27 protein-coding genes are annotated in these 25,604 nt (G+C 66.0%); 14 read left to right on the top strand and 13 right to left on the bottom strand.

The window, feature by feature from the left end; all coding sequences use genetic code 11:
* Nucleotides 1–3 precede the first annotated feature (3 nt).
* A complete protein-coding gene (locus tag ABD923_RS16835) occupies nucleotides 4–309 on the bottom strand; it encodes an HNH endonuclease family protein (RefSeq protein ID WP_259553311.1) in 306 nt (101 codons plus the stop codon).
* Between ABD923_RS16835 and ABD923_RS16830 the strand changes: the two genes are divergently transcribed.
* Entirely contained in the window at nucleotides 308–1,516 is a 1,209-nt protein-coding gene (locus ABD923_RS16830) for a TIGR03862 family flavoprotein (RefSeq protein ID WP_259553312.1), read from the top strand. The two genes, ABD923_RS16835 and ABD923_RS16830, sit on opposite strands and share 2 nt — an antisense overlap.
* A gap of 56 nt (nucleotides 1,517–1,572) precedes the next feature.
* On the opposite strand, the gene ABD923_RS16825 is transcribed toward ABD923_RS16830, so the two are convergent.
* The 5 genes from ABD923_RS16825 to ABD923_RS16805 form a co-directional block, all read right to left on the bottom strand.
* Complete coding sequence (locus tag ABD923_RS16825) at nucleotides 1,573–2,172, bottom strand: glutathione S-transferase family protein (RefSeq protein ID WP_259553313.1); 600 nt, start codon at nucleotides 2,170–2,172, stop codon at nucleotides 1,573–1,575.
* Between the two features lie 23 nt (nucleotides 2,173–2,195).
* Nucleotides 2,196–3,227 (bottom strand): DNA polymerase III subunit delta, encoded by a 1,032-nt coding sequence (gene holA, locus ABD923_RS16820; RefSeq protein WP_259553314.1) that lies wholly within the window; start codon nucleotides 3,225–3,227, stop codon nucleotides 2,196–2,198.
* Entirely contained in the window at nucleotides 3,224–3,715 is a 492-nt protein-coding gene (gene lptE, locus ABD923_RS16815; protein WP_259553315.1) for an LPS assembly lipoprotein LptE, read from the bottom strand. Before lptE ends, holA begins: the two co-directional genes overlap by 4 nt.
* Complete coding sequence (gene leuS / locus ABD923_RS16810) at nucleotides 3,702–6,254, bottom strand: leucine--tRNA ligase (protein WP_259553316.1); 2,553 nt, start codon at nucleotides 6,252–6,254, stop codon at nucleotides 3,702–3,704. The genes lptE and leuS overlap by 14 nt, the downstream gene beginning before the upstream one ends.
* A 95-nt stretch (nucleotides 6,255–6,349) precedes the next feature.
* A complete protein-coding gene (locus tag ABD923_RS16805; RefSeq protein ID WP_425584035.1) occupies nucleotides 6,350–6,778 on the bottom strand; it encodes a DUF3576 domain-containing protein in 429 nt (142 codons plus the stop codon).
* 314 nt (nucleotides 6,779–7,092) lie between these two features.
* Here ABD923_RS16805 and ABD923_RS16800 point away from each other — a divergent pair, with 314 nt between their 5' ends.
* The 3 genes from ABD923_RS16800 (at nucleotide 7,093) to ABD923_RS16790 (ending at nucleotide 9,332) form a co-directional block, all read left to right on the top strand.
* Entirely contained in the window at nucleotides 7,093–8,055 is a 963-nt protein-coding gene (locus ABD923_RS16800; protein WP_259553319.1) for a porin, read from the top strand.
* 109 nt (nucleotides 8,056–8,164) lie between these two features.
* Nucleotides 8,165–8,635: an acyloxyacyl hydrolase gene (locus tag ABD923_RS16795; RefSeq protein WP_259553320.1), complete on the top strand. Its 471-nt coding sequence runs from the start codon at nucleotides 8,165–8,167 to the stop codon at nucleotides 8,633–8,635.
* A 43-nt stretch (nucleotides 8,636–8,678) separates the two neighbouring features.
* Nucleotides 8,679–9,332: a YggS family pyridoxal phosphate-dependent enzyme gene (locus tag ABD923_RS16790; RefSeq protein ID WP_259553322.1), complete on the top strand. Its 654-nt coding sequence runs from the start codon at nucleotides 8,679–8,681 to the stop codon at nucleotides 9,330–9,332.
* A 25-nt stretch (nucleotides 9,333–9,357) separates the two neighbouring features.
* Here the strand turns inward: ABD923_RS16790 and ABD923_RS16785 are convergent, their stop codons facing one another.
* The 3 genes from ABD923_RS16785 to ribA are packed head-to-tail and all read right to left on the bottom strand — an operon-like array spanning nucleotide 9,358 to nucleotide 11,318.
* Nucleotides 9,358–9,867: a L,D-transpeptidase family protein gene (locus ABD923_RS16785; RefSeq protein ID WP_259553323.1), complete on the bottom strand. Its 510-nt coding sequence runs from the start codon at nucleotides 9,865–9,867 to the stop codon at nucleotides 9,358–9,360.
* Nucleotides 9,868–9,884: 17 nt separating this feature from the next.
* On the bottom strand, nucleotides 9,885–10,172 hold the full coding sequence (locus ABD923_RS16780) for a DUF1330 domain-containing protein (RefSeq protein WP_259553324.1): 288 nt from the start codon (nucleotides 10,170–10,172) through the stop codon (nucleotides 9,885–9,887).
* Nucleotides 10,173–10,226: 54 nt separating this feature from the next.
* Entirely contained in the window at nucleotides 10,227–11,318 is a 1,092-nt protein-coding gene (gene ribA, locus ABD923_RS16775; RefSeq protein WP_259553325.1) for a GTP cyclohydrolase II, read from the bottom strand.
* A 165-nt stretch (nucleotides 11,319–11,483) separates the two neighbouring features.
* Between ribA and ABD923_RS16770 the strand changes: the two genes are divergently transcribed.
* The 5 genes from ABD923_RS16770 to ABD923_RS16750 all read left to right on the top strand — a co-directional run bounded on the left by ABD923_RS16770 (nucleotide 11,484) and on the right by ABD923_RS16750 (nucleotide 15,011).
* The gene (locus tag ABD923_RS16770; protein WP_222191830.1) at nucleotides 11,484–12,170 is read left to right on the top strand and encodes a response regulator transcription factor; all 687 of its coding nucleotides are present in this window, start codon (nucleotides 11,484–11,486) and stop codon (nucleotides 12,168–12,170) included.
* A gap of 195 nt (nucleotides 12,171–12,365) precedes the next feature.
* Complete coding sequence (locus tag ABD923_RS16765; protein WP_259553326.1) at nucleotides 12,366–13,154, top strand: exodeoxyribonuclease III; 789 nt, start codon at nucleotides 12,366–12,368, stop codon at nucleotides 13,152–13,154.
* Nucleotides 13,155–13,221: 67 nt separating this feature from the next.
* Complete coding sequence (gene trxA / locus ABD923_RS16760) at nucleotides 13,222–14,130, top strand: thioredoxin (protein WP_259553327.1); 909 nt, start codon at nucleotides 13,222–13,224, stop codon at nucleotides 14,128–14,130.
* Nucleotides 14,131–14,157: 27 nt separating this feature from the next.
* Nucleotides 14,158–14,802 (top strand): LON peptidase substrate-binding domain-containing protein, encoded by a 645-nt coding sequence (locus ABD923_RS16755; RefSeq protein WP_259553336.1) that lies wholly within the window; start codon nucleotides 14,158–14,160, stop codon nucleotides 14,800–14,802.
* Nucleotides 14,799–15,011 (top strand): Trm112 family protein, encoded by a 213-nt coding sequence (locus ABD923_RS16750; protein WP_259553337.1) that lies wholly within the window; start codon nucleotides 14,799–14,801, stop codon nucleotides 15,009–15,011. Before ABD923_RS16755 ends, ABD923_RS16750 begins: the two co-directional genes overlap by 4 nt.
* Nucleotides 15,012–15,033: 22 nt before the next feature.
* Here ABD923_RS16750 and ABD923_RS16745 read toward each other — a convergent pair whose 3' ends face one another.
* Nucleotides 15,034–16,296: an FAD-dependent monooxygenase gene (locus tag ABD923_RS16745; RefSeq protein ID WP_405048329.1), complete on the bottom strand. Its 1,263-nt coding sequence runs from the start codon at nucleotides 16,294–16,296 to the stop codon at nucleotides 15,034–15,036.
* A 57-nt stretch (nucleotides 16,297–16,353) separates the two neighbouring features.
* Between ABD923_RS16745 and ABD923_RS16740 the strand changes: the two genes are divergently transcribed.
* From ABD923_RS16740 to ABD923_RS16725, 4 genes are all read left to right on the top strand, one after another.
* A complete protein-coding gene (locus ABD923_RS16740) occupies nucleotides 16,354–17,697 on the top strand; it encodes an amidase (protein WP_259553341.1) in 1,344 nt (447 codons plus the stop codon).
* Nucleotides 17,698–17,805: 108 nt separating this feature from the next.
* On the top strand, nucleotides 17,806–18,987 hold the full coding sequence (locus ABD923_RS16735) for an aminotransferase class I/II-fold pyridoxal phosphate-dependent enzyme (protein WP_259553346.1): 1,182 nt from the start codon (nucleotides 17,806–17,808) through the stop codon (nucleotides 18,985–18,987).
* 12 nt (nucleotides 18,988–18,999) lie between these two features.
* Nucleotides 19,000–21,888: a DNA translocase FtsK gene (locus ABD923_RS16730; RefSeq protein ID WP_259553351.1), complete on the top strand. Its 2,889-nt coding sequence runs from the start codon at nucleotides 19,000–19,002 to the stop codon at nucleotides 21,886–21,888.
* 76 nt (nucleotides 21,889–21,964) lie between these two features.
* Nucleotides 21,965–22,561, top strand: a complete 597-nt coding sequence (locus tag ABD923_RS16725; protein ID WP_259553356.1) for a LolA family protein — start codon at nucleotides 21,965–21,967, stop codon at nucleotides 22,559–22,561.
* A 6-nt stretch (nucleotides 22,562–22,567) separates the two neighbouring features.
* Here ABD923_RS16725 and ABD923_RS16720 read toward each other — a convergent pair whose 3' ends face one another.
* Nucleotides 22,568–23,146, bottom strand: coding sequence for a transglycosylase SLT domain-containing protein (locus tag ABD923_RS16720; protein ID WP_259553357.1), 579 nt, complete (start codon nucleotides 23,144–23,146; stop codon nucleotides 22,568–22,570).
* Between the two features lie 94 nt (nucleotides 23,147–23,240).
* Nucleotides 23,241–23,435: a hypothetical protein gene (locus ABD923_RS16715; RefSeq protein WP_259553358.1), complete on the bottom strand. Its 195-nt coding sequence runs from the start codon at nucleotides 23,433–23,435 to the stop codon at nucleotides 23,241–23,243.
* Nucleotides 23,436–23,637: 202 nt separating this feature from the next.
* On the opposite strand from ABD923_RS16715, the gene hspQ reads away from it, so the two are divergent.
* Nucleotides 23,638–23,964 (top strand): heat shock protein HspQ, encoded by a 327-nt coding sequence (gene hspQ, locus ABD923_RS16710; RefSeq protein ID WP_222191841.1) that lies wholly within the window; start codon nucleotides 23,638–23,640, stop codon nucleotides 23,962–23,964.
* Between the two features lie 36 nt (nucleotides 23,965–24,000).
* Here the strand turns inward: hspQ and ABD923_RS16705 are convergent, their stop codons facing one another.
* Complete coding sequence (locus ABD923_RS16705; RefSeq protein WP_259553359.1) at nucleotides 24,001–25,584, bottom strand: gamma-glutamyltransferase family protein; 1,584 nt, start codon at nucleotides 25,582–25,584, stop codon at nucleotides 24,001–24,003.
* Between the last annotated feature and the right edge of the window lie 20 nt (nucleotides 25,585–25,604).

Below are 25,604 nucleotides of genomic sequence, written 5' to 3'. Positions count from 1 at the left end.
CACTCAGCGCCGTTTCCAGCCGCGCCGCGCGCCGGGGGTCTTGGAATGGAAATCGGGCGGGCGCTTGCCGACCCATGCGACGAATTTCGCAAGGCGGGGATGCGCGCGCAGCGCCTCGATCGTGTTGTAGTTTCGGGCCAGGTCGGCCTCGGACAGGGTCGCGTGAATCTCGTTATGGCAGATCTGGTGCAGCAGAACGGTCGGCCCGCCCTTGCCACCGCGCAGGCGCGGGATCAGGTGGTGCAGGCTTTGCTTGGCGTCCGGCGGAATGGGCCGCTCGCACAGGGGGCAGATTGGGGTGTCGTTCATGGCGCATGAGGATGGCACGCCGGGGCCGGACGGCAAGGTGGAACAGCTTGATGCCCTGGTAATCGGGGCCGGACCGGCGGGGCTGATGGCGGCCGAGGAACTGGCGCGGGCCGGGCGCGAGGTGGCGGTGGTCGAAGCCAAGCCAAGTGCGGCGCGCAAATTCCTGATGGCCGGGAAATCGGGACTGAACCTGACCAAGGACGAGCCGTTCGAGCGTTTCGTTGCGGCCTATGGCGAGGCGGCGGAGTGGCTGCGGCCGATGCTGGAGGAGATGGGGCCGCAGGCGGTGAAACGCTGGGCCGAGGGGCTGGGGCAAGAGCTGTTCACCGGGTCGTCCGGGCGCGTCTTTCCCGAGGTGATGAAGGCCTCCCCGCTGGTGCGGGCATGGTTGGGGCGAATACCGGCGACGCTGCGACTCGGCTGGCGGTGGACCGGGTGGACGGGGGAGGCCTGGCGGTTCGAGACGTCGGAGGGTCAATCTTTGTTGGCTCCGCGTGTCGTCGTTCTGGTGCTTGGCGGGGCGTCGTGGCGGCGGTTGGGATCGGACGGGGCTTGGGCCGCATGGATGGCTGAAAAGGGGATCGAGATCGCGCCGTTCAAACCTGCGAACATGGGGTTCGTGGTGGATTGGTCGGATCATATGCGCCCGCATTTTGGCGCGCCGGTTAAGGCTATCCGTTTGATTGCAGGCGAAAAATCTGTGCGGGGGGAGGCGGTTGTCTCTTCCCGGGGGATCGAGGGGGGCGGGGTCTATGCCGTGTCCGCTGCGGTGCGGGACGGGGCAGAACTCGCCCTGGACCTGACGCCTGACCTGAGCGAGGGCGAGGTCGCCGCGCGCCTTGCGAAAAAGCCGAGGAAACAGACCCTGTCGCGATACCTTGGCAAGGCGCTGGGCCTTGATCCGGTCAAGCGTGCGCTGTTGCAGGAATGGGGCCGGCCCCTGCCGGAAGGTCAGGAATTGGCGCGCCTTATCAAGCGTTTGCCGGTGAGGCATCAAGGCCCGCGCCCGATGGACGAGGCGATTTCCACGGCGGGCGGCATCCCCCGCGCCGAGGTGGACGAGGCCCTGATGCTGCGCAAGCTGCCGGGGGTGTTCGTCGCCGGTGAGATGCTGGATTGGGAGGCGCCGACGGGCGGCTACCTGATCACCGGATGCCTTGCGACGGGGCGCTGGGCAGGGCGGCACGCGGCGCGCTGGACGCCCTGACTCGGCACGTCACACCCCGTACACATCCTGTACACACCCCGTACATACGCGCTGGCCTACGCCTCGAGCGCGCGCTGAAACGCCGGACGGTCCCGCATCATCGCGGCGTGCGCCCGGATGCGCGGGTCGGAGACCGGGAATTTCGCGCTGACCGCCCAGCCCATGCAATGGGCCAGCAGGATGTCGGGGATCGTCATCGTCTCGCCCATCAGGAACGGCCCGTCCTCGGCCATGTGGTGGGCGAACCCCTCTTGCGAGCGCTCGAATTCCCACTTGAGCGACTCTTTCACCTCGGGGGTGCGTTTCTCTTCGGGCAGAACGAAACTGTGCCGTGCGGCGGTCCAGAGGACGGCGTCGAACTCGTCATTGATGGCGTGGGTCAGGCTGTCTTGCCGCGCGCGCTCGATCGAGCCGGCGGGGTGGGTGAACTGGCCGTGCTTGTCGGCGAGATAGGTCATGATGGCGACCGAGTCGGTGATCGGTACGCCCTCGGCGATCAGGACGGGGATCTTGCCGGCAGGGCTGAAGCGCGTCACCTCGTCCGAGCGCGGGGCGGCGGGGACATGCTCGTAGGGCAGGCCCATTTCCTCGAGCAGCCAGAGCACGCGCAGCGCGCGGCTTTTGACGCTGCCGATCACCTTGTAGTCGTCGGACATGAACCCCTCTCCCTTTTGGTCGTTCAGCGCCCGCGCCGGTTGGGCAGCATGGCCAGCCGGATCAGCGCGCGTTCCATCACCGCCATCTGAGGCGCGGCGGTCGAGGAGCGCAAGGTCAGATCGGTTTCCACCAAGAGCGACAGGGCCTGTTCCAGTTGCGGGCGGCCCCATCGGTTGAGCTGCCGCATGAGCCGGTCGCGGCGTGGGCCGAAGACCGGCGGGCGCTGCGCGGCCAATCCGGCGGCGGCACCCTTGGGGTGGCAGGCGGCGGCATGCAGCGCCCTGAAATGGCGCAAGGCGGAAATGCACAGCGTGACGGGGGCCACGCCCTGCGCGCTGAGGCGTTTCAGGATCGGGCCGATCGCGCCCGAATCGGCCTCGGCGGCGGCGTGCAGGATGTCGTCGAGTTCCGCCTCGCGCGAGAGGGGGGCCACGGCGTCGAGGTCGGCGGGGGAAACCGGGGTGTCGTCGCCGCGCTTGTAAAGGCCCAGCTTGTCGATCATCTGCCGGAAATCGCCGGGGGCCAGGGCGCGGGCCAGCGCGTCGAGGTCATTGGCGGCCTCGCGGTCGACCTGCCCGACCTCGGCGGCGCGCAGCATCTCCTCGATCTCGGCGCGGCCGGGGGGATCATCGTAGATCGCGGCGCAATAGGCGGTTTTCGCCCCTTCGAACAGTTTGCGCAGGGCCGATTTCGCCGTCAGCCGCTGCGCGGTCGCGATGATCTGGGCGTCGCCTTGCGCCCAATCGGCCAGGGCATCCTTGAACACGGGGGCCAGCCCGTCGGTCGCGCCCTCGACCAGCACGGCGCGGGGGCCGGGGAAAAAGCCCACGGCCTTGACGGCATCCAGAAGGGCGGCGTGATCCGAGCGCAGGTCGGCGGCGGCGATGCGGGTCAGGCGCATTTCCTCCTCGGCATTGGGACCGAGAAGGTTGGCCAGCAGATCCTGCCGTTTCTGGCCGACGCGCACCGGGTCTTCGCCGTAGATCAGGCACCCGGCGGCGGAGGTGTCGGGACGTTTGAAATAGGCCGATGCGTCGCGCGGGGCGAGCTTCATGACCAGTTGCCGGCGCCCGAGATCAGGCGGGCCACGATCTGGTCGGCCAGGGCGATCATCAAGCGGTCCTCGGCATCGCGTTCGGCGGCCGAGGTCGATACCGGCGAGGCAGAGGTCGCGTAGGCGGTGAAGGTCGACACCTCGCCCGTCTGCACCTGAATGCCGGTCGCCACCTCGGTCACCGTGTAGGAGACCGTGCCGTAGATGTTCACGCGGTTGATCTCGTCCGCGTCCGAGATGGCGAGGTTGCTGCGCGACGTTTCGATGGCATAGCTCAGCCGGTAGGGGGCGCTGCCCGTGCGGCCCAGGCGATCCTCAAGGCGCGAGACGAGTTCGAAGTCCAGTCGCGTGTCGGGTTCCGCAAGCGCAAGGCGGTCGCGAATCTCCAACCCCGGGCCGCCCGGCGCATAGACCGGGGTGAACCCGCAGGCCGCCAGCGGCAGCGCGCCCAGAAGGGCGAGGAAGCTGCGACGATCAGACGACGACATTGACGATACGGCCCGGCACGACGATCACCTTTTTCGGGGCCCCGCCATCGAGGGCCTTTTGCACAGCGTCATCCGCCAGCGCGATCTTTTCAACCTCTTCCTTGGAAAGATCCTTGGCGACCGTGATTTCCGAGCGGCGCTTGCCGTTCAGCTGGATCGGCAGGGTGACGGTATCCTCGACCAGCATGGCCTCGTCCGCGACGGGCCAGGGTGCGTTGGCGATCAGGCCCTCGCCGCCCAGCATGGACCAGATTTCCTCGGCCAGGTGCGGGGTCATCGGAGACATCAGTTGCGCGAGCGTTTTCGCCGCGGTCTTGCGCGCCTCGGCCCCGGCCCTGGATTTGGCCAGCGTGTTGGTGAAGGCGTAGAGTTTCGCGATGGCCGCGTTGAAACCGAAGGATTCGACGCCGTTCGTCACATCCCGAATGGCCTTGTGCATCTCGCGCAGAAGCGCCTCATCCTCGGCCCCGGCGGGCGTGGTATCGGCCGTGATTTCGCTGGCAAGGCGCCAGACGCGGGCAAGGTGCTTGTTCGCGGCCTCGGCCCCGCTGGCGGTCCATTCCACGTCGCGTTCCGGGGGCGAATCGGACAGCACGAACCAGCGCGCGGTGTCGGCCCCGTATTGCGAGATGATGGCGACCGGATCGACGACGTTTTTCTTGGATTTCGACATCTTGGCCGAGGGGATGACCTCGGCCTCGGTGCCGTCGGAAAGGAAGGCTTTGCCGTCGCGCAGATCCACATCCTCGGGGAAGTGGTAGACGGGGCGGCCGTTTTCATCGCGGGTCTGGTAGATTGCGTGGGTCACCATCCCTTGCGTGAAGAGCGCGTTGAACGGCTCTTTCGATTTCTCGGGCAGGTGGCCGGTGATGTGCATCGCGCGGGCGAAGAAGCGCGAGTAGAGCAGGTGGAGAATCGCGTGCTCGATGCCGCCGATATACTGGTCGACATTCATCCAGTACTCGGCCTCGGCCATGTCGGTGGGCGTGGTGGCGCGCGGCGCGGTGAAACGGGCGAAATACCACGACGAATCGACGAAGGTGTCCATCGTGTCGGTTTCGCGCTTGGCCGGGGCGCCACAGGAGGGGCAGGCGCAGTCGCGCCATGTCGGGTGCCGGTCCAGCGGGTTGCCCGGAATGTCGAAGCTGACATCCTTGGGCAGTTCGACGGGCAGGTTCTCTTTCTTCTCGGGGACGACGCCGCAGGTCTCGCAATGGACCACGGGAATCGGGCAGCCCCAGTAGCGTTGCCGCGACAGGCCCCAGTCGCGCAGGCGGAACTTGGTTACACCGCGGCCTTTGCCGGCGGCCTCGAACCAGTCGATGGTGCGCGCGATTGCCTCGTGGCCCGTCGCCTCGCCGATCCCGGCGAAATGGTTCACATAGACGACCTGCACCTCTTTCGGCGGCACCAGCGCCTCGTTTTCCACCTCGACCCGGTGGTCCGGCAGGTAGAAGGCATTGCGCACCGGAAGGCCGTATTTGCGGGCGAAATCGAGGTCGCGCTGATCGTGCGCCGGGCAGCCGAAGACGGCGCCGGTGCCGTAATCCATCAGGACGAAATTGCCAATCCAGACCGGCAGGTCCCGGTCCTCGGCTGGATGGCGGACCGTCAGGCCGGTGTCGAAGCCCAGCTTTTCGGCCTTTTCAATCGCCTCTTCGTTGGTCGCGCCCTGCCGGGCCAGCGCACAGAACTCTGCAAGCTCGGCATTCTCGGCCTCCAGTGCCTTGGCCAGCGGGTGGTCGGGCGAGATCGCCAGAAAGCTTGCCCCGTGCATCGTGTCGGGCCGGGTCGAATAGCAGGTCAGCACCTCGATGCCGTGGGCGGTCGCGGTCAGGGTGAAATCGACCTCGACCCCGCGGCTCTTTCCGATCCAGTTGCGCTGCATCAGCTTGACCTTCTCGGGCCAGTCATCGAGGCCATCCAGCGCCTCCAGTAATTCCTCGGAGAAATCGCTGATCTTGAAGAACCATTGCGTCAGCTCGCGGCGCTCGACCTCGGCGCCCGAGCGCCAGCCCTTGCCGTCGATCACCTGTTCGTTGGCCAGAACGGTCATGTCGACCGGGTCCCAGTTCACGGTGGCGTTCTTCCGGTCGATCAGCCCGGCCTTGAGGAAATCGATGAACAGCGCCTGCTGCTGGCCGTAATATTCCGGGTCGCAGGTGGCGAATTCGCGGCTCCAGTCGATGGACAGTCCAAGGGGCTTCATCTGGCCGCGCATGGTGTCGATGTTCTGATAGGTCCAGTCGGCGGGGTGGCCGCCATTGTCCATCGCGGCGTTCTCGGCGGGCATGCCGAAGGCGTCCCACCCCATCGGGTGCAGCACGTTATGGCCGGTCGACAGCTTGTAGCGCGCGATCACGTCGCCCATCGTGTAGTTGCGCACATGCCCGATATGGATGCGGCCCGACGGGTAGGGAAACATTTCCAGCACGAAATACTTGGGCTTGTCGTCGGTGCGTTGGGCAAGGAACGTCCCGGCCTCGTCCCAGGCTTTCTGCCATTTGGGTTCCAGCGTCGCGGGGTCGTAGCGGGACATTGCGGTCTCCAGTCGGGTGAAACGAAAAACGCCGGGCGATCAGGCCCGGCGCGTGTTTATGCGGCGTTTGCCGCGTGGTCCAGAGCCGCGCGGGGTCAGAGGCCACCGTCGCGGATGCGAATCTGCCGCGCACGCGTCAGGATGGCGTCTTCGATCTGGCGCGCGGTGTCGCGGCTGACCGGCCCGCCGCGGGTCTGAAGCGCGACCCGCAGGCTGCGCGCTTCGAGCGCGGGGTCGGTGATATAGACGGTCGCGCGATAGGCGGTGCCGCCGCCCGGCGGCGTGCCGTATCCATAGGCGATGATTCCCGTGAAGGGGTCCGCCGCCTCGATCGGCATGAAATCCAGGATTTCCAGGGCCGCGGTCCAGAGGTAGCGATTCACCTCGACCGAGGTGTTGGGATCGTCGCCGCCGCTGAAGAGATCGAAGATCGTTTCGCGGTTTTCGTCGAGGATCAGGCCTTCTTCACGCAGCTGTTCATTCTGCCGTTCGCGGTTGGCCCCACCGCCGATGCACCCCGTCAAAATCAGGGAAACCGCCAGAATCGTTCCGATACGCCCAATGTGCTGCCGCTGCATGTTCATCGCTTTCCGTGTTCCAACAACTCGCGCTCGTATGCGTGCGCCCCTTGCTACAGAAGCCCCCCTTTCGCGGCAAGCCCAAGCAGGAAAAGGCCCGACAGGAGGGGTGTGGCATGTCTGCACCACGAGTCCGACAAGATCAGGAGGGGCCGTGTCGCTTTCTTGCAATCAAGGGGGGGACAGGCGAGAGAGAGGCATACTCAATGCGGATATCCGTTTTGAGGTGCACCTTGAATATGAACACGAGGGAAACAACCATGAAAAAGGTTCTCTTCGCTACGACCGCACTCGTTGCGACCGCTGGCGTGGCTTCGGCCGAAGTTGCCATCTCCGGTGGCGCAGAAATGGGTATCGTCGGCGGCGACCTGTTTTACCCGGGCAACGACGCAGCTCAGTTCCTGACGTCTGTCGATGTCCGCTTCACCATGACCGGTGAAACCGATGGTGGCCTGCAGTTCGGCGCAACCGTCGACGCAGACGACATCGCCGACATGGGCCTGAACGGCTACGACCCGGTCGACAACGTCAACGGCCAGTTCGCTGACTACACCGTCTTCATCTCGGGCGATTTCGGCACCTTCACCATCGGTGACACCGATGGCGCCTACGACCGCGTCCTGACCGAGAACTTCGGCAACCCGGGCTCGATCGGCGACGAAGAAACCGGCCACAACGGTTACAACGGCGGCAACAACTTCGACGGTTTCTACGACGGTCAGATCGCACGTTACGACTACTCGTTCGACGCGTTCAGCGTTGCCGTGTCGGTTGAGATCAGCGACTTCAACGACGAGTACGTCTTCCAACTCGGTGGTGCGTACGAGTTCGACTTCTCCGGTGGTTCGGCCGAAGTCGGCCTGGCCTACGCCTATGACTCGTGGACCGAAGACACCCTGATCGGTATGACCGGCGGCGTCATGCTCGACTCGGGCTTCGAAGGCGGCATCATGCTGGAGCAGTTCAACGACGAGTTCTTCAACGGCCTCTTCGACTACACCTACGTGGGTCTGTCGGCCGGTTACTCGTTCGACGCGATCTCGGTCGGCGTGAACTACGGCGTGTATGATGCGGACAACTTCGGTGAAGCTGCTGGCTTCGGCCTGGCTGCTGCCTACGATCTGGGTGGCGGTGCTGCCATCCACTTCGGCTACGGCACCAACACCGAAGGTGCGAACGACGGCGACTCCGGCTACTCGTTCGGTCTGGCCATGTCGTTCTGATCCATCCGGATCACGCGATACGGAAAGAGCGGGCCCTTGTGCCCGCTCTTTTTGTGCCAGCCACCTGAATGCCGGTGTTTCAAAGCCAAAGCTGATTTCGGGGACTGACATGAAACTGATCGCCGCCCTTTCCGCCGCCATGTTGACCTGTGCCGCCTCCGTGGCGGGTGCACAAAGCCTCGATCTGGGCGTGACGACCGATTACGACACGGGTGGGGCCGGTCTGGTGGCCGAGTATCACGGCGCGCCCGCCTTCTCGTCTGGCAACTGGTCGGGCGCATGGGGCGCCGCGGGCCGTGCCGATGCCGATGGCGACGCCTGGTTCGGCGCCGGTTTCGCGCTGAACTACGACCTTTCCGAGACCCTGTTCGTCGAGGCGAGCTTCATGCCCGGCTATTATGTCGAAGGGGACACCGTCCTGGGCGGCAACCTGCATTTCCGCTCTCTTCTCGGGCTGGGGTGGAACGTGTCCGACCGGGGCGCCATGATCCTGAGCATCGATCACCTGTCGAATGGCGGGCTTGACGACGTGAACCCGGGCTCCGAGGCCATCGCGTTGCGCTACCGCCTGCGGTTCTGACCGAAGGCTTGCGGTCGCGGTCGCTTTGTGGCCAAAAGCCCCCATGGCGCTGAGCGATATCCAATCCCGACTTGATACTGCCGTGGCCGATGCGGGCCGCGCGCCCGGTTCCGTCACGCTGGTCGCCGTCAGCAAGGTGCAGCCGCCCGAGCGGGTGGAGGCGGTCCTGGAGGAAGGTCACCGCATCTTCGGCGAGAATCGCGTGCAGGAGGCGCAGGGCCGCTGGCCCCAGTTCCAGGCGCGTTATGACGGGATCGAGCTGCACCTGATCGGGCCGCTTCAGACCAACAAGGCGCGGCAGGCGGTCGAGATGTTCGATGCCATCCACACGCTGGACCGCCCGAAACTGGCCAATACCTTTGCGCGCCTGGCGCAGGAACGCGGGGCCTGCCCCGACCTGTTCATCCAGGTGAACACGGGCGAGGAGCCGCAGAAAGCGGGGTGCCTGCCGTCCGAGGCCGACGCGTTCATCGCCGAGGCGCGCAAGATGGACCTTCCCGTAAAGGGGTTGATGTCCATCCCCCCGGTCGAGGAAGAAGCGAGCCTGCATTTCGCGCTGCTGGCCAAGATCGCCGAGCGCAATGGGCTGGATGGCCTGTCGATGGGCATGTCGGCGGATTTCGAGAAAGCGGTGAAATTCGGCGCGACCCATGTTCGTGTCGGTTCGGCCATTTTCGGAGAGCGCGTCTACGCGTAGGGCTGGACTGGTCCCGCCGCCCCCTTTACCCGGCCAGGCTTTGCGGCACGATCAGCCGCGTCTGAAAGCCGATACGCTCCACGATCCAGCGCAGATGCACGGGGTTCAGGCCGATGCACCCTTCGGTCGGGCGACCCGGCGCGCGCCAGCGATGGATGAAGATCGCCGATCCCCGCCCTTTCTCGGCACGGGGCCAGTTCCAGTCGGTCAGAAGCACCAGATCATAGAGCGGATCGGCCCGGCACAGCGCTTCGTGGCTGAACGGATGCGGTGCGCGCACCATCAGGTTGTAATCGTCATCGCGGACATCGTCCGACCAGAGGTCGCGCGGCCCGACCGGCACCGCCCAGTCGCAGGGCCGCGCCATCCGGTCCGGACGGTACAGGCACCCGACTATGCGATGCGTGCCCACCGGCGTGGCCCCATCGCCTTCGCGCTTGTCAGACCGGACGCCGCCGCGCCCGATGGTGCAGGGAAAGACATGCCCCATGAAACGCAGGCCCATGCGGGTCAGGACCATGTCGGTAGGTGTCACGCTTTAAACTCCGTTCCTCAGACGCCGGAAACGATGCGCAAATCGGTATCCGCAATCGCCTCGCGAATCGCCTTGGCCGAGGTGTAGCCGGCGGAGTCGTAAAACCGCCGCGCCGTTTCGACATCGTCGAATTCGACAAGGACGGAGATCCCGCCGACCGAGCCTTCGCGGTTGTCCGGCGACGGGTCGCGGGCCAGCACCCGCCCGCCGTATTCGGCGATCACCGGCGCCGAGGCTTCGGCAAACCGTTTCATCCCGTCCATGTCATCGGTCCGGATATTCGCCACGATATAGCCCTTTGGCATGTCTCGATCCTCCCTGGTGATTGGAGAAAGCCTAACACGGGCGGTAAGACACGCCTAAAGCAGATGCCCTGATTTCCTGGCCTTGGTTTCGAGATAGTGGGCGTTATGGCGATTTGTGCCGGTGACCAGCGGTACGCGTTCGGTGACGGTGATGCCCTCGCCTTCCATCATCTCGACCTTGCGGGGATTGTTCGTCATCAGCCGCACCGCGCCGAACCCCATGCGCCGCAGGATATCGGCCCCGATGCGGAAATCGCGTTCGTCATCCTCGAAGCCGAGCCGGTGGTTCGCCTCGACCGTGTCGAACCCCTGATCCTGAAGGGAATAGGCCCGCATCTTGTTCGCCAAGCCGATGCCGCGCCCTTCCTGGTTGAGATAGAGCAGCACGCCCGCGCCTTGCCGCCCCATCTCGGCCAGCGCCGTGCGGAGTTGCGGGCCGCAGTCGCATTTCAGGCTGCCCAGCACGTCGCCGGTAAAGCAGGCAGAGTGCAACCGGGCGAGAACGGGCGCATCGCGGTCGGGTTGCCCGATCTCGATCGCGTAATGCTCCACCCCGCCGTTGTCGGGGCGAAAGATGTGCAGGCGTCCGGCCTCGCTTGCCTCCATCGGCAGGCGCGCGGCGGCGACCGGCAAAAGCGGGTGGTGCCGCGCCAGGTCCTCGGCGGCCATTTCGGCGGTCAGACGGGTCAGGTCATGGGCGGCGGCGAAGCCCGCGGGATCGGCAATCGGGGCCGTGACCACGGCGGGCAGAAGCTGCGCAGATTTCGCCAGCAATACGGCGAGGCGATAGGGGCCCGCGTCGCCCTCGCGCTCGGTCATCAGCGGGCCTTTCATCGGCGCGATCAGGTCGCGGGCCGGGTCGGCCAGGTCGCGCAGCCAATGCGCGTCGGCCTCGGTCGGCATGATGACGCGGGCAAGATCACCGTCATAGGCGCGCGCCCTGAGGGTCGCGGCGCGGCGCTCGGTGATCGCCACGGTGATGCGGTCGGACAGCTCGCGCAGGGCGGCGAGGCGATCGGCGCGCGCGGTTTCGGCGGCCAGAACCAGAAGCCCGCCTTGCCCCTCCCCCAGAACAACAGGCAGGCCCACGCGCAGGTCAGAGCGTGCACGCGCCATCCGTTCGGCCTGGGTGGGGATCAGGGTCATGGTTTCGCCGGTTGTTGCCCGTCTCACTTAGCGCGGCGTGACAGGATTTGAAACATTCCCCCGTTTCCCGACACGCCTGCGTGAGATTTGATTGCGATTTCTTGTCTTGGGCGCGAGCGCTACGCATTTCGGCTGGCAAGACAAGCAAATACGAGAGGTGCCAAGATGGCCACGTTGCGAAAGATCCTGCTGGTCGACGACGATGACGACCTGCGCGAGGCCTTGTCCGAACAACTGGTGATGACCGAGGATTTCGACGTGTTCGAGGCCGACTCGGGCAGTTCGGCGATGGAAAAGGCCAAGGAGGGGATCTACGACCTCGTGATCCTCGACGTGGGTCTGCCGGATACCGATGGCCGTGAATTGTGCCGCCTGATGCGCAAGCAGGGCGTAAAATGCCCGATCCTGATGCTGACGGGCCATGACAGCGACGCCGATACGATCCTCGGGCTGGATGCCGGCGCGAACGACTATGTCACCAAGCCCTTCCGCTTCCCGGTTCTCCTGGCGCGTATCCGCGCGCAACTGCGTCAGCACGAGCAGTCGGAAGATGCCGTCTTCCAGCTGGGGCCGTACACGTTCAAACCCGCGATGAAGATGCTGGAGACCGAGGATAACAGGAAGGTTCGCCTGACCGAGAAAGAGACGAACATCCTGAAGTTCCTGTATCGTGCGCAGTCCGGCGTGGTGCCCCGTGACGTGCTGCTGCACGAGGTCTGGGGCTACAACGCCGGTGTGACCACCCACACGCTGGAGACCCACATTTACCGTCTGCGCCAGAAGATCGAGCCCGATCCGTCGAACGCGCGCCTGCTGGTGACGGAATCGGGGGGCTATCGCCTCGTGGCATGAATGCCCGCGAAACGGGTTTGATCTGGGTCAACGTGCAACCTGGGGTTGTGGTTTAGATACATTCCATTACCTCCCTGTTGGACTTGGCCCGGACATCGCGTTCGGGCCTTTCTTTTTTCCCGGCCGCCTGTGTTGAGGATGGCACGGCGCGCGGATAGGGTCGCGCCCTGATCCAGACGCCAGCGGAGCCTGCCCATGCCCTTCACCCTTGCCACGTGGAACATCAACTCGGTCCGGCTGCGGGCCGATCTCGTGTGCAAGCTCCTGCGCGAGGAAGGGCCGGACGTGCTGTGCCTGCAGGAATGCAAAAGCCCGGTGGACAAGATCCCCGCCGAGGTGTTCGCCGCGCAGGGCTACACCCACATGGTTGCGCGCGGGCAGAAGGGATATAACGGCGTGGCGATCCTGTCGCGCTTGCCGCTTGAGGATGTCGGCCATCGCGATTTCGTGGGCAAGGGCGACGCGCGGCACGTGGCGGCGCGGCTGGAAAACGGCGTGACCCTCCATAATTTCTACGTGCCCGCGGGCGGTGACGTCGCCGACCGCGAGGTGAATGAGAAATTCGGCCACAAGCTGGATTTCCTGACCGAGATGCGGGACTGGTTCGGCGAAGACCGGCCCGAGAAGGCGATCCTGGTGGGGGACCTGAACATCGCCCCGCGCGAGGATGACGTGTGGTCGCACAAGCAGTTGCTGAAGGTGGTCAGCCACACCCCCATCGAGGTCGAGCACATGGCCGAGGTGCAGGAGGCCGCGAACTGGGTCGACATCACGCGCCAAGACATTCCCGAGGGGCTGCTCTATAGCTGGTGGTCCTACCGGGCGCGCGATTGGGATGCGGCGGACAAGGGGCGTCGGCTGGATCACGTCTGGGCCACGCCCGATATTTCGAACGCGGCGCATTCCAGCCGGGTGCTGCGCGAGGCGCGCGGATGGGAGAAACCCAGCGACCACGCCCCGGTTTTCGCGACATTCGACCTGTAACCAACCCTTGGCGCGGGCGCTGCCCGGACGCATATAAGGGCAAACGCATATTTGACGGAGACAAGCGATGATCGAGCTTGGGCAATCCAACCCGCAACCCGCCGCCGGTGACCTGGTCAAGGACGGCACCGACCAGACTTTCATGGCCGACGTGGTCGAAGCCTCGAAAGAGGTGCCGGTGATCGTCGATTTCTGGGCGCCCTGGTGCGGCCCCTGCAAGACGCTGGGACCGCAGCTTGAGGCCGCGGTGCAGGCCGCGGGCGGCAAGGTGCGCATGGTCAAGGTCAATGTCGACGAGAACCAGGCGGTCGCGGGCCAGTTGCGGGTGCAGTCGATCCCGACGGTCTATGCCTTCTGGCAGGGCCAGCCGGTCGACGGGTTCCAGGGCGCCGTGCCGCAAAGCCAGATCACGGAGTTCGTGACCAAGCTGGCCGCGATGGCCGGGGACGGGGGCCTGTCCGAAGCGCTGGAGGCCGCCGAAGAGATGCTGGGCCAAGGCGCCGTGGCGGATGCCGCGCAGACCTTTGCCGCGATCCTGGGCGAAGACCCGGCCAATGCCGCTGCGATGGGCGGACTGGCTCGCGCGCATATCGCCATGGGTCAACTGGACCAGGCCGAGGCGCTGCTGAACAACGCCCCCGCCGAGATCGCCAACGCCCCCGAGATCGAGGCCGCGCGCGCCCAACTCGATCTGGCGCATCAGGCCGAGAACGCAGGCCCGCTGACGGAACTGGCTGCCGCGGTCGAGGCCAACCCCGACGATCACCAGGCGCGGTTCGACTACGCCAAGGCGCTCCATGCGGCAGGCGAGGTCGAACAGGCGGTCGAGCAGTTGCTGGAGCTGTTCCGGCGTGATCGCGAGTGGAATGACGGGGCCGCGAAGACGCAGCTCTTCACCATTTTCGACGCGCTCAAGCCGCAGGATCCGATCGCGCTGCATGGCCGTCGCAAATTGAGCTCGATGATATTTGCCTGAGGCCCGTAAAAGGCTAGGTGGCGCGGTATGATCAAACCCGCCGATCTGCCCCAGACCATTCCGGTCTTTCCCCTGCCCGGTGCGCTGCTGTTGCCGCGCACCCGGTTGCCCTTGCATATCTTCGAGCCGCGATACCTCGCGATGCTGGATGATACGCTGAAAACCTCGCACCGGCTGATCGGCATGGTACAGCCGCGCGAGGTGCCGGGCAGCACGGAAAAGCGCCTGCATTCGATTGGCTGCGCCGGGCGTGTGACGCAATTTTCGGAAACCGAGGATGGGCGCTACATGATCACGCTGGCGGGAATGTCGCGGTTCCGTGTCAACGAAGAGGTCGCGGGATTCACGCCCTATCGCCGCTGTGACGTGTCGTGGGAGGGGTTCGACGCCGATCTCGGCCCGACCGAGCATGACCCGACCTTTCAGCGCGAGGCCTTCCTCGACCTGCTGGGCCGGTATTTCGACGCGATGAACCTGTCGACCGATTGGGACAGCCTGAAAGAGGCCGAGGACGAGTTGCTGATCAATTCGCTGTCGATGCTGTGCCCCTTCGACCCCGAGGAAAAGCAGGCGCTGTTGGAGGCGCCATCGCTGTCCACGCGTCGCGAAACGCTGGTGACCCTGATCGAGTTCGCCCTGCGCGGCGGCTCGGACGAGGAGACGATGCAATGAGGGACACGGAGCCGAACGATCAGGGCCAAAAGGCCGACACGCCGCTGGATCGCCGGATGCTGGAGGCGCTGGTCTGCCCGTTGACCCATGCCACTCTCAGCTATGATGCCGAACGCAACGAGTTGGTGTCGAAGGCGGCGCATCTGGCCTACCCGATCCGCGGCGGCATCCCGATCATGCTGGAAGAAGAAGCGCGCAAGCTGGGCTGACCTGTCGCCTCGGCCCCCTTGCTCAGAGTGGGCGGCCCTGCAACAGGCGCGGCACGTCGCCGGTCAGGCCGGCGGCTTCGCGGATGAAGCGGCGGCGCAGGCCCGGCATGGATTGCACGGCCCCCATCCCGATATCGCGCGCAACCCGCAGGATCGGATTGTCGTTCGAGAACAGCTTGTTGAACGCATCGGTCGCCACGGCCATCGCCGCCGTGTCGAAGCGCCGCCAGGACTGGTAGCGTTCCAGCACGTCCAGGCGCGCGAAATCCTCGCCCCGACGCTTGGCGTCGGCCAGCACCTCGGCCAGTGCGCCCACGTCGCGCAGCCCGAGGTTCAGGCCCTGCCCGGCGATGGGGTGTACCCCGTGCGCGGCATCCCCGATCAGGGCGAGGCGCTCGGCCACGAAGGCGTTGGCGATGGTCAGGTTCAGCGGGTAGGTGAAGCGCTTGCCGGCAAGGTGGATCTGCCCAAGGAAATCGCCGAAGCGGGGGCGCAGCACGTCGAGATAGGCCGCGTCATCCAGCGCCTGGATCTCGGCCGCGCGGGCGTGGGTTTCCGACCAGACGATGGAACAGCGATTGCCGGGCAGGGGCAGGATGGCCAGCGGCCCGGCCGGCATGAAGAACTGATGCGCGATGCCGTTATGCGGCAGCTCGTGCCCGATGGCGCAGACCAGCGCGGTTTGCCCGTAATCCCAGCCGGTGCGCTTGATGCCCGCGCGTTCGGCGGTGCCGCTGCGCCGCCCGTCCGCGCCGACGATGATCTGGCCGGACAGGGCGCGGCCATCGGCCAGCGTCAGGCGCGCGCCGGTCGTGTCGACCTCTTGCGCGGTGACCATGCTGCCCGGCATGTGGGTGATCTGTGGGTTGGCGTCCATCGCCCCGAGAAGCGCGCGGCGCAGGTAGCGATCCTCGATCATGTGGCCCATCGGGCCTTCCTCGATCTCGGCATGGTCGAAATGCAGGAAGAAGGGCGCGGGTCCCTCGCCGGGGCGTCCGTCGCTGGCCTTGATCTCGAGGATGGGCTGGGCGTGATCCTCCAACCCGTCCCACAGCCCCAATGCGGAGAGCATCCGGACCGAGGCCAGGGCAAGCGCGTAGGACCGCCCGTCGAACGTGTCGCTTTCGCGGGTATCCTCGGGCAGGGCGTCGATCACCGCCGAGGAGATCCCGGCAGTGGCGAGGGAAAGGGCAAGCGCCGGGCCGTTCAGCCCGCCGCCGACGATCAGGACATCGGCATCATGGGTCATGCGCCTGACTATGGCGCGGCGCCGGGGATTGTCCATGCCGCGCGCGGTCGCTAGCGTCGCCCGCGACAACGTGGCGGGGCCGGAGAGTGAGACATGGACGAGTGGCGATGGATGAGCGCCTGTGACCTGGGGCGCGGGATCGGGGCGGGTCAGATCGACCCGGTGGAGTTGACCGAGGTCTATCTCGCGGCCTGCGACGGGCATGAGTTTACCGACCGGATCTATACCGTCCTGACGCCGGATCGCGCTCGGGCCGAGGCCGCGGCGGCGGGTGAACGTGCGAAGAATGGCGTGCGGCGCGGGATGCTGGATGGCGTGCCGATCAGCTGGAAGGACCTGTTCGACAGCGCAGGCGTGGTGACCGAGGCGGGCTCGGCCCTGTTGGAGGGGCGCGTGCCCGAGGCGGATGCCGAGGTTCTGGCGCGGGCGACGCGCGAGGGTCTGGTCTGCCTCGGCAAGACCCACATGTCCGAACTGGCGTTTTCCGGGCTGGGCCTGAACCCGGCCTATCGCGGCAGCGTCGAGGCGGGCACGCCGCCCAACGTGAACGATCCGGCACTGATCCCGGGGGGCTCGTCCTCGGGGGCGGCGACCTCGGTCGGCTATGGATTGGCGGCGGCCGGGATCGGGTCTGACACGGGCGGATCGGTGCGGGTGCCTGCGGCGTGGAATGACCTCGTGGGGCTCAAGACCACCTCGGGCCGCCTGTCGCTGAAGGGCGTGGTGCCTCTGGCCGCGCGGTTTGACACGGTCGGCCCGCTCTGCCGCACGGTCGAAGATTGCGCGCATCTTCTGGCGGTGATGGAGGGCGGAAAGGCCCCCGATCTGCGGGGCGCAACGCTGGAGGGGCGGCGGTTCCTTGTGCTGGAGCCTTACACCTCCGATGTGCGCGACGCCCCCGGCGACGGGTTCGGCTCCGCCGTGGAGCGGTTGGCCAAGGCCGGCGCGCGGATCGAGACGGGCACGGTCGACGGCATCGAAGAGGCGATGGACCTTGCCGGGGTTCTGTTCGCGCCCGAGGCCTACGGGACGTGGAAGGATGTGATCGAAGCCGCGCCCGACAAGATGTTCGCACGCATCCTCGAACGGTTCCGGGGTGGGGCCGAGGTTTCAGCCCCCGATTTCGTCGCCGCATGGCAACGGTTGGAGGCGATCCGCGAAAGCTGGCTGGCGGAAACGGCATTCTATGACGCCGTGTTGTTGCCGACGGTGCCGAACCTGCCGCCCGATACGCAGCGGCTGATGACGGACACCGAGTATTACGTCACCGAGAACCTGCTGACCTTGCGCAACACCCGCGTCGGCAACCTGATGGGCCTGTGTGGCCTGACTCTGCCGACGGGCGTGCCCTCGACCGGGGTGATGATGCTGTGCCCGCCGATGGCCGAGGAACGCCTGCTGCGCCTTGGTGCGGCCGCCGAAGCCGCACTGGCCTGAGGGCCACATCCCGCCGCAAACGCAGTCCTTTTTCTGGACAGATGCGGCGGGGCCAAGGTAGATTGCCTTGAAACCGGGGCGCAATGATCCCGGAACTTTGAGGCAGACATGGTGTTTCCCGAGCGGTTTTCGAACCTGCCAGATTACGCGTTTCCGCGTTTGCGGAAGCTTCTCGACGTCCATCAGCCGGGCGACGAGCCGATCCTGATGACCATTGGCGAGCCGCGCCACGGCTTTCCCGAATGGGTCGGCGACGTCATCGCCGACAGCCTTGAGGGGTTCGGACGCTACCCGCCGAATGACGGCACGCCCGCGTTGCAGTCGGCCATCGCGCGCTGGATCGCGCGGCGCTATGGCGTCAGCGTTGCCGCGGATCGCCAGATCCTGCCGCTGAATGGCACGCGCGAGGGGCTATTCAATGCCTGCCTTGCGCTGTGCCCGGAAACCAAGGGTGGCAAACAGCCCGTCGTGGCGATGCCGAACCCGTTCTACCAGGTCTACGCCGTGGCGGCCCTCGCGGTGGGGGCCGAGCCGGTCTATGTGCCCGCAACGGATGAAACCGGGAACCTGCCCGATTTCGCAGGGCTGCCCACGGATGTGCTGGACCGCATGGCGGTGGCCTATATCTGCTCGCCCGCGAACCCGCAGGGGGCCGTGGCGGACCGGGCCTATTGGACGGACCTTCTGGTGCTGGCCGAAAAGCACGATTTCCGCATTTTCGCCGACGAGTGCTATTCCGAGATCTACCGCGATACGCCGCCTGTCGGTGCATTGCAGGTCGCGGGCGACACCGGCGCCGACCCCGAGCGCGTGGTGATTTTCCACTCGCTGTCCAAGCGGTCGAACATGCCCGGCCTGCGCTCGGGCTTTGCCGCCGGGGGCGAGGAAAGCATCGCGCGGCTGAAGCAGCTTCGGAACTATGCGGGCGCGCCGCTGCCCCTGCCGCTGCAGGCGGTGGCCGAGCGCGCGTGGAGCGACGAGGCCCATGTCGAGGTGAACCGCGCCCTCTACCAGGAGAAATACGCCATCGCCGACGAGGTGCTGGAGGGCGTCCCCGGCTATCGCGGCCCCGCGGCGGGGTTCTTCCTGTGGCTGCCGGTGGACGATGCCGAGGCGGCGACGCTGCGCTTGTGGCGCGAGACCGGGGTGCGCGTGCTGCCCGGCCATTACCTCGCGCGCGAAGTCGAGGGGATCACCCCCGGCGCGGACCGGATCCGCGTCGCGATGGTGGCGGAAAAAGAAGAAATGCGTCGCGGCCTGATCCGGCTGCGCAAGACGCTGTACGATTGAGGAACGACAGAGATGGCTTACCAGACAAGACAGCGCGATCCCCTGCTGGATGACGAGATGCAGGCCGCCCTCGTGCGACGCGGGCAGGAGATGATCGGTTTTGTTCTGGTGGCCCTCGGGATCGCGCTGAGCGCGATGTTGATTTCCTATACGCCGGAAGATCCCAACTGGATGGCGGCGACCGACGCCCCGCCACAAAACCTGATGGGGCGGACCGGGGCCTCGATCGCGGCGATCCTGATGATGATCGTGGGCTATGGCGCGCTTGCCCTGCCCATTGGCTGTTTCGCCTGGGGGTTGCGGTTCTTGCTGCATACCGGCTCCGAGCGCGCCCTCGCCCGCATCCTGTTCCTGCCGATCGCGCTGGCGCTGGCCTCGATCTACGCGGCCAGCCACGTGCCGCCCGAGGGGTGGACGCATAGTTTCGGCCTTGGCGGTCTGTTCGGCGACACGGTTCTGGGCGCTGTTCTGAATGCGCTGCCGATGGGGCCGCAGGCGGGGCTGAAGCTGGTGGCGGCACTGGCCTTTGTCGCGGGACTTGGCCTGATGCTCTATGTGGTCGGCACCAGCCGGGGCGAGATGCGCCTTGGTCTGCGCTTTCTGCTGATCGGCTTGTTCACCTCGGGGGCGATGGTCACGGCGGCGCTGCGCGGGTTGGGCCGCGGGGCCGGTCAGGCCGCCGGGCAATTGCGCGATGCGCGGGCCGCGCGGATGGCGGAGCGGGGCGTGGCCTACGAGGATGACGGGTATGACGAGGCAGACGGCGACGTTGCGCCGTTGCGTGGTTTCTCGCTGCGCCGTGCGCCGCGCGACGAGGACCCAGCCCTTTACGAGGACGAACCGCCCCTGCGCCGGGGCGGTGGTCTGTTGTCCCGCGTGCCGCTGTTGCGCCCACGCGAGCCTCAGCCCGAGATGCTGGAGCCGGAACTGCCCGAGCGCAGCTTCCGTGCCCCGGACGACATCGAAGCCCCGGACGAGGACCGTATCCGCGCCAAGATCTCGGACGTGATCCGCAATCGTGTGCGCCGTCCCAGCCCGGTGGCGGCTGCTGCGCAGCGCCGGTTGCAGGCGGGCCCGCTCCCGTCAGCGGCGCCGTCGCGCGTTGTGCAGTCCCCCGCGCTGCGGGCCGAGCCGCCGCTGACCGCCGCGCATGTGCCCCAGGGCGCCCAGGACGTGGTGGACGATACCGGGCTCGATGACGAGAATCTGTTTGCCAAGGACGGGACCGAGCCGGTTGCCCCGGCCGCCCCTGCGCCCCGCGCCGCCGGAGGGACCGAGTTGCAGCGCCGCGTCGTGCAGCACGCGATGAAGCGCCAGACGGCCCCCTCGCGTCGCGCGGTGGCCGAGGCGCAGCCGTCCTTGCCGTTGCAGCCGCAGGCCGAGGTCTTCGAGTTTCCTCCGCTGACCCTGCTGACCAACCCCGACACGATCCAGCGCCATCACCTGAGCGACGAGGCGTTGGAGGAAAACGCTCGGATGCTGGAAAACGTGCTGGATGACTACGGCGTGAAGGGCGAGATCGTCAGCGTCCGCCCCGGCCCCGTCGTGACCATGTACGAGTTGGAACCGGCCCCGGGCCTGAAGGCGAGCCGCGTGATCGGTCTGGCCGACGATATCGCGCGCTCCATGTCGGCGCTGTCGGCGCGTGTATCGACCGTGCCAGGGCGTTCGGTCATCGGGATCGAATTGCCGAACCAGCACCGCGAAAAGGTTGTCCTGCGCGAAATCCTGTCGAGCCGCGAGTTCGGCGACGGGACGCAGAAGCTGCCGCTGGCGCTGGGCAAGGATATCGGCGGCGAACCGATCGTCGCGAACCTGGCCAAGATGCCCCACCTCCTGATCGCGGGGACGACTGGTTCGGGCAAATCCGTGGCGATCAATACCATGATCCTCAGCCTGCTGTACAAGCTGCCGCCCGAGGATTGCCGGATGATCATGATCGACCCGAAGATGCTGGAACTCAGCGTCTATGACGGCATTCCGCATCTTCTGTCGCCGGTCGTGACCGACCCGAAAAAGGCGGTCGTCGCCCTGAAATGGGTCGTGGCCGAGATGGAAGAACGCTATCGCAAGATGTCGAAGATGGGCGTGCGCAACATCGACGGCTACAATGGCCGCGTCGCCGATGCGCTGGCCAAGGGCGAGATGTTCAGCCGCACGGTGCAGACCGGGTTCGACGACGAAACCGGCGATCCCGTCTTCGAGACCGAGGAATTCGCGCCCGAGAAGATGCCCTATATCGTCGTGATCGTCGACGAGATGGCCGACCTGATGATGGTCGCCGGCAAGGAGATCGAGGCTTGCATCCAGCGCCTTGCGCAAATGGCGCGGGCCTCGGGCATCCACCTTGTCATGGCAACGCAGCGCCCGTCGGTCGATGTCATCACCGGCACGATCAAGGCGAACTTCCCGACGCGGATCAGTTTCCACGTCACCTCCAAGGTCGACAGCCGCACCATCCTGGGCGAGCAGGGGGCCGAGCAACTGCTGGGCATGGGCGACATGCTTTACATGGCGGGTGGCTCCAAGATCACCCGCGTGCACGGTCCCTTCGTCAGCGACGAGGAGGTCGAGGAGATCGTCCGCCACCTCAAGAGCTTCGGCCCGCCGGATTATGCCGCCAGCGTTCTGGACGGTCCCGACGAGGACAAGGAAAGCGATATCGACGCGGTCCTGGGCCTGAACACGGGGGGCAATACCACGGGCGAGGATGCGCTCTACGACCAGGCTGTCGCCATCGTGGTGAAGGATCGCAAATGCTCGACCTCCTACATCCAGCGAAAGCTGGGGATCGGCTATAACAAGGCCGCGCGGCTGGTCGAGCAGATGGAAGAGCAGGGGCTTGTGTCCGCGGCCAACCATGTCGGCAAACGCGAGATCCTCGTCCCCGAGCAGGAGTGAGCGGCCCAATGACAAAGCCGCGAGCGGAGAGTGCAGGGACTTGGCCCGCGTGGCACGGCGTTCCTAGATAGGTGTCATGAAACAGGTCCTCCTTGCCCTCGTGCTTGCCTCGATCGCCGCCGTTCCGGCGCTGGCCGATGCCATTCCGCTGAACGCGATTTCCCGCTACCTGAACGGGATCGAAACCGCCGAGGCCGATTTCACGCAGATCAACGATGACGGGACGGTCTCGACCGGGCATCTCTATCTGCGCCGGCCCGGCAACATGCGGTTCGAGTATGCGGGCGACGATCTGCTGGTGATGGCGGGCGGTCAGCAGGTGGCCATTTTCGACGGGCGGTCCAACACGCGGCCCGATCAATACCCGCTGCGCGAAACACCGCTGTCGATCATTCTGGACGAACAGGTCGATCTGAGCCGGTCGAACATGGTGGTGCGGCACGAGTTCGACGGGACTTCGACGCGCGTGGTCGCGCAAGACCCGGACCGTCCCGAGATCGGGTCGCTGACCATGGTCTTCACGCCCGACCCGATCGAACTGCGTCAATGGGTCGTGCGCGACGACACGGGGGCGGAAACCACCGTCGTTCTGGGCGCGATGGAGGAAGGCGGGAGCATCCCGCTGACCCGGTTCAGCATCACCCAGGAAATCCAGCGCCGTCGCGGCGACTGACCCCCCTTAGCGGCAGGTCGCCAGCTGTGCCTCGTAGATCGCGGCCCGTTCCGCGACCCGGTCGGCCACGCGCATCAGCCACGGCTTGCTGCGGTAGCTGCCACGCCGATAGCCCGCGTGCCCCTCGTGATAGGCGAGATACTGGTTGCGCGCATCGTCCAACGCGATGCCGTTCCGCTCGAGGCTGAGGTTCATGTACCAGCCCATGAAATCGGTGGCGTCGCGGATGTTGTCGCGGCGGGCGCGGCGATTGCGGGTGTCGGCGAGGTATTCTTGCCACGTTCCATCAAGCGCCTGGCTGTAGCCAAAGGCCGAGGATATGCGGCCCATCGGGATGATCTCCAGCGCGTAGACATGGGGCGGGCGGGCATCGCCGACAAAGCGGCTTTCCTGATGGAAGGTGGCCATCTGGACGTGAACGGGAACACCCCATTCGCGTTCCGTGCGCTGCATGGCGCGGAAATACTGCGGCCGCTCCTCGGCAAGGGCGCACGCATTGTCGAGGTTGCGCGGCGCAGAAAATTCGCGCGAACCGCAACCGGCCAAGACGCCCAGCACGCAAAGCGTAAGAAGGGTTCTTTTCATGGATCCTGCTCGGGTTTTTGTGCCCATTCGGGCTTAGTTGCTAAGAATCATACGCGAGATGGGCCCTCATGGGAACCACGGCGCTGCCGCAAGGTCAGAGAAGAAACGACAATGTGATCGGCAGGGCAGCGCAGGCCATCGACGTCGAGACGACGACCAGGCCCGCTACGGCCTCGGCTTCGACCCTGTAGCGTACCGCCAGAAGGGAGGATGTGACCGCGACCGGCGTGACCATCTGCAGGGGCTGCATCGGCGCGGTGAAGATCAGGCAAGGCACGGCCAGCGTCATCACGAGGTGCGTTACGAACTCGGTCCGGTCGTCGTAGCCGACGCGCCGTCACACGTAGCCGATACTGGCCAGGATGAAGACCGGCGCCGTGATCCGAGCCACTGTAAGGGCGAGTTCCACAGTCTGTTTCCGCGCGAATCGGCCCGCCCGCATGGACAAGCCCCCCGCCTCTTGGTTAGGGAAGTATCAGGGGGCTTATGCCATGCTGAAGACTCACGCCAAGTATAATATCGGTCAGGTCGTCCGGCACCGGAAACATCCGTTCCGCGGTGTCGTGTTCGATATCGACCCGGAATTCGCCAATACCGAGGAATGGTATGATGCGATCCCGGAAGAGGTGCGCCCTGCGAAAGAGCAGCCCTTCTATCACCTGCTGGCCGAGAACGATCACACCTATTACGTCGCCTATGTCTCGGAGCAGAACCTGGTGCCGGATGAAACCGGTGAGCCGGTGGACCACCCCGACCTGCCCGATCTGTTCGGGGAATTCCAGGAAGGCCGCTACCCGCTGGAATACCAGCTGAACTGACCGGCGCGCACGGGACGCGCGCACCGGCCTGCCGTATCAGTAGCCTAGGGCGATGCCATCCTTGCGCGGATCGGAGCCGCCTTCGAGCACGCCAAGGTCGTGGTCGATGCGGATCGCCTGAGCCCCGCCGATGCCCACGGGCGGCGTGGACACCTTGTGCCCCAGATCCGCAAGCTCTTGCCGCACCGTGTCGGAATAACCCGTCTCGACCTTCATGTCGCCGTATTCGCTGAAGCAGCGGGGGGCGTCGATCATCTCCTGCGGGCCGAGGCCGTAGTCGACCATGTTGGTCACCATCCGGGCGTGACCGGTGGATTGATACTGACCCCCCATCACCCCGAACGGCATGATCACGCGCCCGTTCTGCCGCAGCATGGCGGGGATGATCGTGTGCATCGTGCGTTTGCCGCCATTGGCCTCGTTCGGATGGCCTTCTTCCAGGGTGAAGCCCGCGCCGCGGTTCTGGAACAGGATGCCGAACTTGTCAGACGCGATGCCCGATCCGAAGTCCTTGAATACCGAATAGATCAGCGACACGGCCATGCGGTCGCGGTCGACCACGGTCAGGTAGATCGTTTCCTTGTGCACGGCTTCCGTCAGCGGCTTGGCGCTTGCCATGGCGCGGGACGGGTCGATCAGCGCGGCCAGTTTTTTCGCCGTTGCCGGGTCCAGCATGTGGGCCAGACGGGTCATGTGATCCATGTCCGACAGGAACCGGTCGCGTGCATCATAGGCCAGTTTCGTGGCTTCGGCCTCGATATGGGCGCGCAGCGTGCCGAACGGCTCCATCGACGGCAGGTCGAATTCGGCAAGGATGTTGGCCAGCAGGATCGCGGTCGCGCCTTGCCCGTTTGGCGGATGCTCGACCAGTTCGATACCTTTGTAGGTGCCGCTGATCGGGGTGGTGTAGTCGCAGCGCGTCTTCGCGAAATCGTCGAGCGTGTGCACGCCGCCCAGGGCGCGCAGCGATGCGACCATGTCCTCGGCAACCTCGCCCTCGTAGAACGCCTCGCGTCCCTGGGCGGCGATGCGACGGAGCACCTCGCCGTGCTTCGGGTGTCGGAAGATCTGGCCGGTGCGCGGCGCGGCGCCATCCACCATGTAGAAGTCTCTCGCCGCGCCGGTCAGGTTGTCGTGATGCCCGGCCCAGTCGAAGGCCGCACGCGGGGCCACCGGCACGCCGTGATCGGAATAGTGAATCGCGGGCGCGAGAATATCGGCCAACCCCAGTTTCCCGTGATCGGCGGACAGGGTGCAGAACGCATCGATCGCGCCCGGCACAGTGACGGAGGCCGGGTTTCCGAAGACCGGCATCGTGCTGTGCCCGGCCTCGCGCAGGGCGGCGCCGCTCAGGGCCGCGGGCGCCCGGCCCGACCCGTTCAGGGCGATGATGTCCTCGCTGCCGGCCGGTTTGACCAGCACGAAACAATCGCCGCCAATCCCCGTCATCGCCGGTTCGCACAGGCCCAAAAGCACCGCGCCCGCGATCGCGGCATCGACCGCGTTGCCGCCCTGCTGAAGGATCGACACGGCGGTCTGCGCGGCCAGCGGGTGCGACGTTGCGCATATGCCGTTCTCGGCGAAAACGGCTGACCGGCCCGGTGTGTGAAAGTCTCGCATCCCTGTCTCCCCTGCGATGA

It is taken from the genome of [Roseibacterium] beibuensis, from assembly GCF_039542305.1.
GTDB classification, from domain to species: Bacteria; Pseudomonadota; Alphaproteobacteria; order Rhodobacterales; family Rhodobacteraceae; genus Roseibacterium; species Roseibacterium beibuensis.
This window is presented reverse-complemented; position numbering and strand designations above follow the sequence as displayed.

Bases quoted from the DNA above. Each gene is read 5' to 3' on its own strand.
- ribA (WP_259553325.1), bottom strand. From the start codon at position 11,318: ATGACCCTGATCCCCACCCAGGCCGAACGGATGGCGCGTGCACGCTCT.
- ABD923_RS16745 (WP_405048329.1), bottom strand. From the start codon at position 16,296: ATGGACAATCCCCGGCGCCGCGCCATAGTCAGGCGCATGACCCATGAT.
- trxA (WP_259553327.1), top strand. From the start codon at position 13,222: ATGATCGAGCTTGGGCAATCCAACCCGCAACCCGCCGCCGGTGACCTG.
- ABD923_RS16720 (WP_259553357.1), bottom strand. From the start codon at position 23,146: ATGAAAAGAACCCTTCTTACGCTTTGCGTGCTGGGCGTCTTGGCCGGT.
- ABD923_RS16795 (WP_259553320.1), top strand. From the start codon at position 8,165: ATGAAACTGATCGCCGCCCTTTCCGCCGCCATGTTGACCTGTGCCGCC.
- ABD923_RS16825 (WP_259553313.1), bottom strand. From the start codon at position 2,172: ATGTCCGACGACTACAAGGTGATCGGCAGCGTCAAAAGCCGCGCGCTG.
- lptE (WP_259553315.1), bottom strand. From the start codon at position 3,715: ATGTCGTCGTCTGATCGTCGCAGCTTCCTCGCCCTTCTGGGCGCGCTG.
- leuS (WP_259553316.1), bottom strand. From the start codon at position 6,254: ATGTCCCGCTACGACCCCGCGACGCTGGAACCCAAATGGCAGAAAGCC.
- ABD923_RS16790 (WP_259553322.1), top strand. From the start codon at position 8,679: ATGGCGCTGAGCGATATCCAATCCCGACTTGATACTGCCGTGGCCGAT.
- hspQ (WP_222191841.1), top strand. From the start codon at position 23,638: ATGCTGAAGACTCACGCCAAGTATAATATCGGTCAGGTCGTCCGGCAC.
- holA (WP_259553314.1), bottom strand. From the start codon at position 3,227: ATGAAGCTCGCCCCGCGCGACGCATCGGCCTATTTCAAACGTCCCGAC.
- ABD923_RS16735 (WP_259553346.1), top strand. From the start codon at position 17,806: ATGGTGTTTCCCGAGCGGTTTTCGAACCTGCCAGATTACGCGTTTCCG.
- ABD923_RS16800 (WP_259553319.1), top strand. From the start codon at position 7,093: ATGAAAAAGGTTCTCTTCGCTACGACCGCACTCGTTGCGACCGCTGGC.
- ABD923_RS16750 (WP_259553337.1), top strand. From the start codon at position 14,799: ATGAGGGACACGGAGCCGAACGATCAGGGCCAAAAGGCCGACACGCCG.
- ABD923_RS16755 (WP_259553336.1), top strand. From the start codon at position 14,158: ATGATCAAACCCGCCGATCTGCCCCAGACCATTCCGGTCTTTCCCCTG.
- ABD923_RS16715 (WP_259553358.1), bottom strand. From the start codon at position 23,435: ATGACGCTGGCCGTGCCTTGCCTGATCTTCACCGCGCCGATGCAGCCC.
- ABD923_RS16730 (WP_259553351.1), top strand. From the start codon at position 19,000: ATGGCTTACCAGACAAGACAGCGCGATCCCCTGCTGGATGACGAGATG.
- ABD923_RS16740 (WP_259553341.1), top strand. From the start codon at position 16,354: ATGGACGAGTGGCGATGGATGAGCGCCTGTGACCTGGGGCGCGGGATC.
- ABD923_RS16725 (WP_259553356.1), top strand. From the start codon at position 21,965: ATGAAACAGGTCCTCCTTGCCCTCGTGCTTGCCTCGATCGCCGCCGTT.
- ABD923_RS16835 (WP_259553311.1), bottom strand. From the start codon at position 309: ATGAACGACACCCCAATCTGCCCCCTGTGCGAGCGGCCCATTCCGCCG.
- ABD923_RS16705 (WP_259553359.1), bottom strand. From the start codon at position 25,584: ATGCGAGACTTTCACACACCGGGCCGGTCAGCCGTTTTCGCCGAGAAC.
- ABD923_RS16830 (WP_259553312.1), top strand. From the start codon at position 308: ATGGCGCATGAGGATGGCACGCCGGGGCCGGACGGCAAGGTGGAACAG.
- ABD923_RS16770 (WP_222191830.1), top strand. From the start codon at position 11,484: ATGGCCACGTTGCGAAAGATCCTGCTGGTCGACGACGATGACGACCTG.
- ABD923_RS16780 (WP_259553324.1), bottom strand. From the start codon at position 10,172: ATGCCAAAGGGCTATATCGTGGCGAATATCCGGACCGATGACATGGAC.
- ABD923_RS16765 (WP_259553326.1), top strand. From the start codon at position 12,366: ATGCCCTTCACCCTTGCCACGTGGAACATCAACTCGGTCCGGCTGCGG.